The organism is Beijerinckiaceae bacterium, from assembly GCA_004564215.1.
Lineage (GTDB): Bacteria > Pseudomonadota > Alphaproteobacteria > Rhizobiales > Beijerinckiaceae > Methylocapsa.
On sequence record CP024846.1, the window covers coordinates 1435539 to 1447772 of the forward strand.

Sequence of the window (12234 nt, forward strand, 5' to 3'; positions counted from 1 at the left end):
AAATTTGGGCGCGCGCCGGGACATATGTGATATTTTAGGGCCCCTCGGCGCCGGACGACCCTGGCCGCCTTGAGCCGAGGATGGGGCGTCCGATTACACGCGAGCTTCGCTATGACCACCGATATTTCGGAAATGCCGAGCCGCACCGCCATTGAAAACCTTTTGCGAGACCTTGGCGTCCCGGATCAGGCCGTGCGGCAAGGCGACCTCGTCGTGCGCTCGCCCATAAACGGCGCCGAGATCGCGCAGCTGCCCTCGGCGTCGGAGGCCGAAGTCGAACGCAAAATCGACGCGGCTCATTCCGCGTTCCTGATGTGGCGGGCGGTTCCAGCCCCGAAACGGGGGGAGCTGCTGCGTCTGTTCGGCGTGGAACTTCGCACCCATAAGACTGCTCTCGGCCGGCTCGTGTCGATTGAATCCGGCAAGATCCTGCAAGAAGGCTTGGGCGAAGTGCAGGAGATGATCGACATCTGCGACTTTGCGGTCGGTTTATCGCGCCAGCTCTACGGGCTGACCATCGCGACCGAGCGTCCCGAACACAAGATGCTGGAGACCTGGCACCCGCTGGGCGTTGTCGGCATCATCAGCGCCTTTAACTTCCCTGTCGCGGTGTGGGCATGGAATGCCGCCCTGGCTCTCGTCTGTGGCGACACTCTGCTCTGGAAGCCATCGGAAAAAACCCTTCTCAGCGCGCTCGCGTGTCAATCCTTGCTCGAACGTGCAGCCGCCGGTCTCGCCTTCGTTCCACAAGGCCTCTCTGCGATCCTTGTCGGCGGACCGCAGCTCGGCGAGGCTCTCGTCGAGGATCGCCGCATACCGCTGGTGAGCGCCACGGGATCGACGCGCATGGGCCGCGCGGTGGCGCCGCGGATCGCGGCTCGCTTTGGCCGAGCCATACTCGAATTGGGTGGCAATAATGGCATGATTGTCGCGCCGTCAGCCGACCTCGATCTTGCCACAAGGGCCGTCCTCTTCGCCGCGGTTGGAACCGCGGGCCAGCGCTGTACGACACTTCGCCGACTGTTCGTGCATGAGAGCGTCTATGACCATCTTATCCCGCGTTTAAAACATGCTTACAGCGAGGTTGCGATCGGCAATCCGCTTGAAGCCGGAACGCTGGTTGGCCCTCTGATCGATCGGCGTGCCTTCGAGGCTATGCAGACAAGTTTGGCCGAAGCGCGGAACGAGGGCAGCGTGATCACCGGCGGTGAACGTCTGCTCGGCAACCTTTGGCCGGCGGCTTATTACGCCCGTCCGGCCCTCATCGAGATCGAGCGGCAGACGCCGCTTGTCTGCCGCGAGACTTTCGCGCCGATCCTTTACGTCATGCGCTACCGTGATCTGGATGAAGCGATCCAGCGACATAATGCCGTGCCCCAGGGGCTCGCGTCCTCCATCTTCACCAACGACCTAAGGGAGGCGGAACTCTTTACCTCAAGCATGGGCAGCGATTGCGGGATCGTGAATGTAAATGTCGGTCCTTCGGGAGCGGAGATCGGCGGCGCTTTTGGGGGCGAGAAAGAAACCGGCGGCGGCCGCGAGGCAGGCAGCGATGTCTGGAAAGCCTATATGCGGCGTGCCACCACCACCATCAATTATTCGCGCGAGTTGCCCTTAGCGCAGGGCATTCGTTTTGACGTGCCCCCGGCGTGACGCAAACGCAGCGAAGTCGGTTCGGCCATTCATCTAGCGACCCAACTCGACGATCAGGCCTTCATTCGCGCGAAGGCTTAGGACCGATCCGACGGGTTCGTCCTTGCGGTCGCAGCATGTCGAGATTGCGATCCGGATTTCCGGCAAGTGGGGCGGAACCGTCCAGCCACGCGGCGCCGCGCTAAAATTAAGGACAATGATGGTTCGATCCGCGCCGTCATCCCGCTCATAGGCGAGCACATCATTGCCGCAGTCGAGAAAACGCCAATGGCCTCTCGAAAGCGATGCGTGTTCCCGCCGATAATGCAAAAGATTGCGCACGAGGGAAAGGATTGTCGTTTGCGCCGCGCTCATCGTCGCGACATTGCGGGTCCGATGGTCGGGCGTCAGCGGCAGCCAGGGTCTGTGCGTCGAGAAACCCGCAAAATCCGCGGCGTCCCATTGCATCGGGGTGCGTACCGGATCGCGTCCTACGCTGAGGCCGGGCTCGCGCTTCGCCCAAGGGTCGCAAATTTGATCCGGCGGTATCTCGACGTGACCTATGCCAAGTTCGTCCCCGTAGTAGAGCGTTGGGGTCCCGCGCAGGGTCAAGAGCAGCATGGCTGCGATCCGCGCCTGCTCCTCCCCGACCCTCGCGGCGATGCGCGGGCGATCATGATTGCCGAGAACCCAGTTCGGCCAACCGCCCTCGGGGAGAGCCGCCTCATAATCCCGGATAAGTTCGGCGAGGCGGGGCGCGGTCCAGGCGGTTTGCAGAAGCTGGAAGTTGAAGGGAAGATGTGCGCCCTGGAGGGCTTCACCATAATAGGTCACGAGCCGTTCGATCGGCAGATAGATTTCGCCGATCAGCACCCGGTCGTCGAATTCCTCGAGAACCCGGCGCAATTCAGCGATCACCTCATGAACGTCGGGCTGGTCGGTCGAATGAATTTGCAGCAGCCGATCGATCTCGGGCTGTTCCGGTGTCCACGCCGGATTGGGCGGGTTATCCCGCAGGCCCGGGTCTTTCATGAGGTGCCAAATCACGTCAACCCGAAATCCGTCGACGCCGCGGCGAAGCCAGAACCGAAGCACCTCGTGCATCGCCGCGCGGACATTTGGGTTTCGCCAGTTGAGATCAGGCTGCTCGGCAAGAAAGGCGTGATAGTAATATTGCCCCGTTGGCTCGTCCCACGCCCAGGCGCTGCCGCCAAAATTGCTGATCCAATTGTTCGGCGGCCCACCGTCCGGCGCGGCATCGCGCCAAATATACCAATCCCGTTTCGCGGACGAGCGGGATTTCCGGCTCTCCAGAAACCAAGGGTGCAGCACCGATGTATGGTTCGGCACGAAGTCGAGGATGATTCTCAGCCCCCGCGCATGGGCATCCGCAACGAGGAGATCGAAGGTTTCGAGGGTTCCGAAGATCGGATCGATTTCGCAATAGTCGGCGATATCATAGCCGAAGTCGTACATTGGCGAAGGATAGATAGGCGAAATCCAGATCGCATCGACACCGAGCCAGACGAGATAATCGAGGCGTTGGCGGATGCCTTCCAGATCGCCGATACCATCGCCATTCGAATCCTGAAAGGAGCGCGGGTAGATTTGATAGATGGCGCCGGTCTGCCACCAGGCATGCAACATGAATCCACTCCGTTCATCTCAATCTCGATCGGCACCGTCGTAAACCGGACGACCTCACTTCCGGCGTCGCAGCAATGTCACACAACTCGCACCAAACCAGCGGATTTTTCCCGACAAACATGGCATGGTGACGGGGTAGGAGCGCGAATCTGCTGACATGGATCATTGTAAACAGGAGAGATCCTGGCAACCAGCAGCAACCCGCCGCTGGTTGACCCCAATCGAGAGCGCTCGACGGGTGGAAGATCGCGGCCAAGGAATTGACGAAAATCCTGCGGAAGAAAGCCCCTGATGAATCTCCCCGCTCCCGATGATCGGCCGACCTCAGAGATGTCCCTTCGCCACCCCGACGCGCGCGACACCGACATCGCTCTGTCGAAAGAGATTCTGACGGTCAGCCGCGCGGAGAAGGAGGCGGTCTTTGCGCTGCTGCGTACATCGCCAGAGGGCCTGGATCCCACCGAAGTTAAAGCGAGGCTGGCATTGGCCGGCCCAAACCTCATCGCCCGCGAAGGGCGCCCTAGCCTTGCAAACGAATTATGGGGGCGGGCAAAGAACCCCCTGAACGCATTGCTCCTCAGTCTTGCCGCGACGTCTTATTTCCTCGGCGACATCCGAGCGGCCGTGGTCATTTCGGTCATTGTACTTCTCGCCGTTGTTACGGCCTTCATCCAGGAGCATCGCTCCAATGACGCCGCCGCCAAGCTCCGCGCCATGGTGAAAACGACGGCCAGCGTCAAGCGACGCGGCGGCCCGGCCAACAGCGACTCCAATGGCTTCATCGAAATTCCGATCGAACAGCTCGTGCCCGGCGATGTCGTGCGCGTTTCGGCCGGCGATATGATTCCCTCCGATCTCCGCCTCGTCAGCGCCAAGGATCTCTTTATCAATCAGGCGGCACTTACCGGCGAGGCGATGCCTTCCGAGAAGTCGGTGCGCGCGTTCGATGGTGACGTCACCGATCCGTTTAGCCTTCCAAACCTTTGCTTCATGGGCGGCAGCGTGGTCAGCGGATTCGGCACCGGCGTCATCGTCCATACGGGCGCAAGAACCTATTTTGGGCAGCTTGCCGACTCGATCGCGGGACAGCGCGAACTTACAAGTTTTGACAAGGGTATCAATCGCTTCACCTGGCTGATGATCCGGTTCATGTTGGTGATGGTTCCGGCCGTCTTCCTGATCAATGGTCTCACCAAGGGCGATTGGCTCGAGGCGCTGTTGTTTGCAGTCGCCGTCGCGGTCGGGTTGACGCCCGAAATGCTGCCGATGATCGTCACCGTGAACCTCGCCAAGGGCGCGATCGCCATGTCGCGGAAGCGGGTGATTGTGAAGCGCCTCCATGCGATCCAAAATTTCGGGGCGATGGATATATTATGCACCGACAAGACCGGCACGCTCACGCAGGATCGCGTCATCCTCAAGCGACATCTCGACATTCGGGGCAATGACAGCGAAAGGGTGCTCGAGTATGCCTATTTGAACAGCCATTATCAGTCTGGTCTAAAGAACCTCCTTGATGTGGCCGTCCTTGAGCATGTGGAGCTCGGCAAAAATCTGCACTTGCGGCATCGCTACGAGAATATCGACGAAATTCCGTTTGATTTCGTCCGGCGGCGCCTTTCCGTCATCCTCTCGCGCGAGGACGGCACGCATGTCCTCATCTGCAAGGGCGCGGTAGAGGAAGTCTTCTCGGCATGCCGGCATTATGAACTCGGCGATGAACTAGGAACTTTGGACGCCAGTCATCTCACCGCGGCCCAGGCGGAGACTCGCGCCCTCAACGAGGATGGGTTCCGCGTCGTCGCCGTTGCCTATAAGGAAATTACCGACAATCTCAAACAGGGCTATTCGGTTGCGGACGAAAGCGACCTAACCCTGCTCGGCTACATCGCCTTTCTCGACCCGCCGAAGGAAAGTGCCGGAGCGGCAATCGCCGCGCTCAACAGATCCGGCGTCGCCGTCAAGATTCTCACGGGCGACAATGAGGTCATCACCCGCAAGATTTGCCACGAAGTTAAGCTCAAAGTGGACCGCATCGTTCTCGGTCCTGAAATCGAACGCATCGACGACGAAGCTTTGGCCGAACTTGTGGAATCTGCCTCCGTCTTCGCCAAGGTCTCCCCAGCGCAGAAAGCCCGTATTCTCGCTGCGCTTCATTCGAGAGGCCATGTCGTCGGTTTTTTGGGGGATGGGATCAACGACAGTCCGGCGTTGAAGGCCGCCGACGTCGGCGTGTCCGTCGACACGGCCGTCGACATCGCCAAGGAATCGGCAGATATCATCTTGCTCGAGAAAAGTCTGATGGTGCTTCAGGAAGGCGTCATCGAAGGCCGCAAGATCTTCGGCAATATTACGAAATACATCAAGATGGGCGCGAGCTCGAACTTCGGCAACATGTTCAGCGTGCTTGGCGCAAGCACATTTTTGCCGTTTCTGCCGATGTTGCCTATTCAGGTTCTGACCAATAATCTGCTCTATGATTTATCGCAAACAGCCATCCCGACCGACAATGTGGATGAGGAATATCTCTCCGTTCCCCGCCGATGGGACATCGGCAATATTTTTAAATTCATGATATGTATCGGCCCGATCAGCTCGATCTTCGATTACGCGACTTTTTTCACGATGCTTTACGTATTCGACGCCTGGAATAATTCTTCGTTGTTCCAGACGGGCTGGTTCGTCGAGTCCTTGCTTACGCAAACGCTCATCATTCACATCATCCGGACCGCCAAAATCCCCTTCCTGCAAAGCCGCGCGAGTACCACCCTTATCGCAACATCCGTGGTGATCAGCGCGATCGGAATCGCGCTGCCCTATACGTTGGCGGGAGACGCCCTGAAGTTTACGCCATTGCCCCCGCTCTATTGGATCATCCTTGCCGGATTTCTGCTGACCTACGCGACCCTCACACAATTGGTCAAAAGCTGGTTCGTCCGCCGCTGGGGCATGTAAAGATCGAATTGTCCCGCTGGCGCCCTCGAACCTTGAAAATCGAACACTATCTTATATTTCGCACTTCAGTGCCTATATGAGATAAGTAGCCACCATAGCGGGGAAATGCACTGATGACGCTTCGTTTTCCGAACATCAGCAGAAACTATGATTCGACTCGACACTGCATCTGCTTCTGGGGCCACGATTCCGCAAAAGAGGTCTCGTTCCAATTGGACGAGGGTGCCATACACCACATCAGCCGCTTTGCGGATCGGGATGAAGCCTCAATGCTGCATGTGTTCGATGTCAATCGAGCTCGTATCGAGGCAGCCGCCAGCGCCGCTTATCTCAAGCAGCGAAAGAGCTTTTATCGGCTGTCGGCAGCGGATCTGTAAATAAAAACCATAAGGGAGGGATGCCATGTCCAGAGGTGATACGCACGGCAATCGCGAGGCCAAAAAGCCTAAAAAGGTGAAACCCAAGGAAACGGCGGCTGTTTCGACCCTCGCCTCCATTCAGAAAAAGGCGGTAGAAGCCGCCCACCCAAAAAAGAAGTAAGTGGCTGCATCTGTAGATTTGCGTGTTGCCTGGATGATCGCGTCCAGGCGCAGCGTCTCCCGTCCCTTCCGGTGTGCGAAGCGTGCGCGAGCCCGCCGACACGCCAGCTGCGACTCTATTTCGCTCTGCTTCGGTGCGTGCGTGCCTCGACGGGAATCTTCCAGGCCGCTGCCCCGGCGTCAGGTTAACCTGTCAGCCGCCGATCTTCGAAAAATCGGCCACCTCATGCACGGCCCGGCGCAGTCCATTCAAAAGGCGAAGACGGTTTTTGCGTAATTCGGGATCGGCCGCATTTACGGTCACGCGGTCAAAAAAAGCATCGACCGGGGCCCGAAGCTCGGAGAGAGCCCGCATTGCGGTCTCGAAATCTTCGGACTCGACGCTCACTCTTGCCGTCTTGGCTGCCGTCTCCAAGCCCGCGGCCAGCGCTTTCTCCTCAGGCTCCATAAGCAGAGCCGGAGAATAATTTTCAGCGAAGGAAGCGCTTTCTTGCGCCGTCGATTTTTTCTCTTCGGCACGGAGGATATTCGCAGCACGCCGGTAGCCGGCGAGCAGGTTCTTCCCCTCCTCAGTGTCGAGGAAACGTCCCAGCGCTTCGACGCGCCGAACGATCAAAAGAAGATCGTCTTGGCCCGGAAGAGCAAATACCGCGTCGATCAGATCGTGCCGCGCCCCGTGCTCGCGCAAATAAACTTTGAGACGATCGCCAAAAAAACTCAGGAGTTGATCGAATAGCTCATCTGGGCCGAGCGATGCTTTCCGTTCGCTCAAAAAGCCCGCGTGTGTGTGTGCCGCCGCGAGGAGAGAACGCAGCGGCAAACGCAGCTCGTTTTCGAGCACCAGCGCGATGATACCAAGCGCCGAGCGGCGCAAAGCATAAGGATCCTTGCTGCCGGTGGGCTTTTCATCGATCGCAAAAAAACCGACCAGCAGATCGAGCTTGTCGGCCAAGGCAACGGTGATCGCAACCGGATTGGAAGGGACGCGATCGCTCGGGCCTTGCGGCTTGTAGTGATCCTCGATGGCCTCGGCGACACTGGCGTGTTCCCCCTGGGCGAGCGCGTAATAGCGTCCCATCACGCCCTGCAATTCAGGGAATTCGCCGACCATTTCAGACGTCAAATCGGCCTTGGCAAGAGCTGCTGCGCGCTCGACGAGGCCAACGTCGGCGCCGGTGTAGGCCGCAATATCGCGGGCCAGCAAAACCAATCTCTTGCTTCGGCCGCCTTCACTGCCAAGCTTCTCGTGGAAGATCATCTGATCGAGCTTGGCCAACCGGTCTTCGAGTTTGACCTTGAGGTCGGTTTCCCAAAAAAACTTGGCATCGGAGAGCCGAGCCTGCACAACCCGCCCGTTCCCGGCGGCAATCGCCGTTCCGCCATCGCTGCCTTCGATATTGGCGACGAGCACAAACTTATGACTGAGCTTCCCGCTGTGCGGGTCCCGCAACACAAAACATTTCTGGTTGGCGCGAATTGTGGTCCGGATGACCTCGGGCGGGATATCGAGAAAGGCCGCGTCAAATTCACCGATCAGCACCACCGGCCATTCGACCAGCCCGGCCACTTCCTGCAACAGCGATTCATCTTCAACAAGTTCGAGGCCATGCGCGAGGGCGAGGTCGCGGGCATCGTAAAGAATCATGTCTCGCCGCCGGGCCGGATCAAGCACGACCTTGGCTCTTTCGAGCGCTTGAACATAATCGTCGAAGCGGCGCACCTTGATTTTCCCGGGCGCCATAAATCTATGGCCGAAAGTTATATTGGCAGCGCTCACGCCATCGAGAGCGAAGGGAACCACTTCCGTATCTTCCGTCTCGGGACCGAAAGTGGCGAGAATGGCGTGTAGCGGGCGCACCCAGCGTAAAGCATCCGCGCGAGCCGAAGCCGCCCCCCATCGCATCGACTTGGGCCAGGGAAAACTTCTGAGGACGGCGGGCAAGATTTCGCTCAAAACCTCAATTGTGTTTCTGCCTTTTTGCTCGATCACGGCGACATAGAACTCGCCCTTTTTCGAATCGCTCGCGATTTTGGCTTCCGTCAGCGAAGCGAGGCCCGCGTTTTTCAGAAAGCCCTGGATCGCGGCTTCGGGGGCGCCGAGCCGCGGTCCTTTCCTTTCCTCCCGCGTGTCGGGCTGCTTGGTGGGCAAATCCGAGACGTGCAAGGCAAGACGCCGCGGTGTCACAAAACTCGCGGCGCCTTCATACGAAAGCCCGCGCTCTGCCAAGGCCTCGGTTACGAGGCGGCGGAGATCCTCGGCCGCCTGCGCCTGCATGCGCGCGGGTATCTCTTCGCAGAAAATTTCAAGAAGAAGGTCTGGCATTGGATCGCGTCGGGCGCCTTTAGGAGGGGAATGAAGGGTTCGGTTGTATAGGCACGAGTCCGCCAGCAAGGGAAACCCGCAAAAAAAGGGGTCTATGGTGATCAATTTTATTGCGGAACGGAACAACGATAACGGGAAAGTGTTAGGCGAACCTTAGTGGGCCCCTATTGGAGGAACGCCATGAATATCGCAAAAATTTCGATAGTCTCAGGTTCCTTAATGCTCGCGGCCACGTCGACGGTGTCGGCGGGACCGATGAGTGTTGCAGGTTCGAACATTGTTACGCCCCCGGCTCAGGTGGAACGAGTCCAGTACTGGTATCCAGGATATGGATACGGTTGGAACGCGGGTGCGGCAGTAGCTGGCACAGCCCTTGGGTTGCTTTCGCTGGGGACAGCGGGAGCGCTCGGTGGCGGTTACGGCTACGGCTATGGCTATCCGTACGGCTATTATGCTGGCTACGGCTATCCTGCTTATCGCTATGCATATTATCGGCCATATCGGTATGGGTGGTATCGCCCCTATCGTGCTTATGCCTATTACCGGCCGTATTATCGCCATCATGCCTATTGGCGTCCGCATCGCCATTATGCTTATTATCGCACGGTCTATACAGGTCGGAGCGTCTATTATCACCACCGGCATCATCGGTGGCATTGCCATTATTGAGGCCCGCTTCGTCACGCAGCCGGCAGCTTCGGTCAAACCCGAGGCCTGCCGGTTTAGCTGGCGCCCTTGACTGCCGACCCTTCTCAAAGGGCGTTGGCGGCTTTGTTTTGCAAAGGCGGTGGACCAAGAGCCTAGGCGCCACCGCCTTCTGTCTTGAGCCAGGCCACACCGCAGGCTTTAGCAAGGTCGCGCACCCGTAAAATATAGCTTTGCCGCTCGGTCACCGAGATGACTCCGCGCGCATCGAGCAGGTTGAAGAGATGCGAGGCCTTGATGCACTGATCGTAGGCCGGCAGAACCATCCCATGGCGGCCGCCTTCGTCCCCTCGATCGAGCAGCGCCCGGCAGGAAGCTTCGGCATCCCTGAAATGCCGGAACAACACATCGACATCAGCAGCCTCGAAATTATAGCGTGAGTATTCCTGCTCCGCCTGGGTGAAGACCTCGCCATAGCTGACTTTCTCGGCCCCCTCGCCGCCATTGAAATTCAGGTCATAGACGTTGTCGACGCCTTGCACATACATTGCGAGCCGTTCGAGTCCGTAGGTCAATTCACCAGACACCGGCGCGCACTCAATTCCAGCAACCTGCTGGAAATAGGTAAATTGGGACACTTCCATCCCATCACACCAGCATTCCCAGCCCAGGCCCCAGGCTCCGAGCGTGGGACTTTCCCAATCATCCTCGACGAAACGGACATCGTGGACCTTGAGGTCGATGCCAATGGCTGCGAGCGATGCCAGATAGAGCGCCTGAAGATCGGGCGGCGACGGTTTCAGGATCACTTGGAACTGATAAAAGTGTTGCAGGCGATTCGGGTTCTCGCCATAGCGCCCATCCTTGGGCCGACGCGAGGGCTGCACATAGGCCGCCTTCCACGGGCGAGGGCCGAGCGAGCGGAGCGCCGTGGCCGGGTGAAACGTCCCTGCTCCCATTTCCATGTCGTAGGGCTGCAGGATGAGGCAGCCTTCCACACTCCAGAAATTCTGCAAGGTGAGAATAAGATCCTGAAACGAGCGAGCGGGATCGAGCGATCGAGTCCCTTTGTCCTTGGCTGCAAGGTCCGCGTTATTCATGATCAGCCGACCGCATGACCGGAACCTCTTTCAACCAACCGGCGGTCCGCAGGGACCATGCCAAAAAAACCGGATCGCTTCATCGCGCGATATTTCCATTAAACGGGCTGGGCAAGAGCCGCAACGGCGTTATCTTTTTAGGGTCGCTAGCGGTGATATTTTACCTTTGATGGGGCCAGAGCGGCAATTCTGACCGGCTCCAAGGTTATTGATTCAAGGAGGAAAAAATGAAGCTCTTGCGGATCATGGTCGTCGCGGCCCTAACCGCCTTTGGCGTCATTGTTGGCGGCGGCGGCGTGCATGCGACCCCCGCGACCGGGGTTTTATCGGGAGCACCCGCCGTCAAAGGCTTGCAAACGCGCCTCGGAGCCGCGCCTGTCGAAAAGGCCTATTATTATTACAGGCGTCATTATTGGCATCCTTATTATCGCCGCTACTATTGGCATCGGCGCTATTATCGCCCCTATTGGCATCGGCGCTATTATCGTCCGTATTGGCATCGCCGCTATTGGCATAGGCGGTATTACTGGTAACAATCATCTCAATTTGAATCGGCCGGCCTTACTCTAATGATTACATACCATTAGATGCAGCCGGCCGGCTTGACCACGGCGCAAATCTAAAGCATGCTCGAAATGTCGTTTTGGCATCTGACGTAAAATATTTATGGAGTAATCCAAATGAAGATATCAAAGACATTAGGTTTGGTCGTGGCAACCGCTTTCGCCGCAGCGTTTAACTTTAATATGGCTCTGGCAGCGCCCGTCACGGGAGGCGCGGACCCGATCGCCCTCAATCAGCCTGCCGCGGCGAACGGGCTTATTCAAAAAGTCCGGCATATGGGCGGCCCGGACCGGCATGGACCCGGCCACCATCCCCACCATGGCCATCACGACCATCACCACCATGGCCATCACCACCATGGTCATCATGACCATCATCACCATGGCCATCACGGCCATCATCACGAGATGTAGTTTCCGCCGATTGCGTCAAGCAAAGCTCGTTATTCGGCCAAGGGCGACATCCGTAGCTCCCTTGGCCCCGGCCCCCCTTTTACCATTCGATTGTTCCGCATCCTCGATGGATCGCGTCGGCAGCGGGCGAAAACGCCTCTCCCTCGTGAAGAATGAGAGGGGCCGCAATCGCAAGCGGCGCGCGGCTCCCTTTTTTCCCCCGCACAAGTATACGAATCGCTGCGAGGTCCCGCCGGGGATAGACTGGCAGGATCGTGATGCGGCCGACACGCCCTGTCAGAGTGTCAATGATAATGGGCAAAGCATCCGGGTGATGCATCAGGATAAATAATCCACCTGGCTCAACGCGGGCCGCCAACACCAACGACCCGGCAGCTATCTGGTGAATGTCGGTTATTGAGCGATCGTCAGGAGAA

General features: G+C 58.3%; 10 protein-coding genes. 6 read left to right on the forward strand and 4 right to left on the reverse strand.

Annotated elements, in window-relative coordinates; translation table 11 throughout:
* Window positions 1-111 precede the first annotated feature (111 nt).
* The gene (locus CU048_06745) at window positions 112-1653 is read left to right on the forward strand and encodes an aldehyde dehydrogenase family protein (GenBank protein QBR71026.1); all 1542 of its coding nucleotides are present in this window, start codon (window positions 112-114) and stop codon (window positions 1651-1653) included.
* 33 nt (window positions 1654-1686) lie between these two features.
* Here the strand turns inward: CU048_06745 and CU048_06750 are convergent, their stop codons facing one another.
* Window positions 1687-3279: an alpha-amylase gene (locus CU048_06750; protein QBR71027.1), complete on the reverse strand. Its 1593-nt coding sequence runs from the start codon at window positions 3277-3279 to the stop codon at window positions 1687-1689.
* Between the two features lie 291 nt (window positions 3280-3570).
* Here CU048_06750 and mgtA point away from each other — a divergent pair, with 291 nt between their 5' ends.
* Entirely contained in the window at window positions 3571-6234 is a 2664-nt protein-coding gene (mgtA, locus tag CU048_06755) for a magnesium-translocating P-type ATPase (GenBank protein ID QBR71028.1), read from the forward strand.
* A 113-nt stretch (window positions 6235-6347) separates the two neighbouring features.
* A complete protein-coding gene (locus CU048_06760) occupies window positions 6348-6611 on the forward strand; it encodes a DUF1488 domain-containing protein (GenBank protein QBR71029.1) in 264 nt (87 codons plus the stop codon).
* 355 nt (window positions 6612-6966) lie between these two features.
* On the opposite strand, the gene CU048_06765 is transcribed toward CU048_06760, so the two are convergent.
* Entirely contained in the window at window positions 6967-9096 is a 2130-nt protein-coding gene (locus CU048_06765) for a glycine--tRNA ligase subunit beta (protein ID QBR71030.1), read from the reverse strand.
* Window positions 9097-9474: 378 nt separating this feature from the next.
* Here CU048_06765 and CU048_06770 point away from each other — a divergent pair, with 378 nt between their 5' ends.
* The gene (locus CU048_06770; GenBank protein QBR71031.1) at window positions 9475-9765 is read left to right on the forward strand and encodes a hypothetical protein; all 291 of its coding nucleotides are present in this window, start codon (window positions 9475-9477) and stop codon (window positions 9763-9765) included.
* A 131-nt stretch (window positions 9766-9896) separates the two neighbouring features.
* Here the strand turns inward: CU048_06770 and CU048_06775 are convergent, their stop codons facing one another.
* Window positions 9897-10841 carry a glycine--tRNA ligase subunit alpha gene (locus tag CU048_06775; GenBank protein QBR71032.1) on the reverse strand — a complete coding sequence of 315 codons (945 nt, stop codon included), beginning with the start codon at window positions 10839-10841 and terminating at the stop codon, window positions 9897-9899.
* Window positions 10842-11068: 227 nt separating this feature from the next.
* On the opposite strand from CU048_06775, the gene CU048_06780 reads away from it, so the two are divergent.
* A complete protein-coding gene (locus CU048_06780) occupies window positions 11069-11374 on the forward strand; it encodes a hypothetical protein (GenBank protein ID QBR71033.1) in 306 nt (101 codons plus the stop codon).
* 147 nt (window positions 11375-11521) lie between these two features.
* The gene (locus CU048_06785) at window positions 11522-11818 is read left to right on the forward strand and encodes a hypothetical protein (protein ID QBR71034.1); all 297 of its coding nucleotides are present in this window, start codon (window positions 11522-11524) and stop codon (window positions 11816-11818) included.
* Window positions 11819-11897: 79 nt separating this feature from the next.
* Here CU048_06785 and CU048_06790 read toward each other — a convergent pair whose 3' ends face one another.
* Window positions 11898-12137 carry a hypothetical protein gene (locus CU048_06790; protein QBR71035.1) on the reverse strand — a complete coding sequence of 80 codons (240 nt, stop codon included), beginning with the start codon at window positions 12135-12137 and terminating at the stop codon, window positions 11898-11900.
* Window positions 12138-12234: the final 97 nt, after the last annotated feature.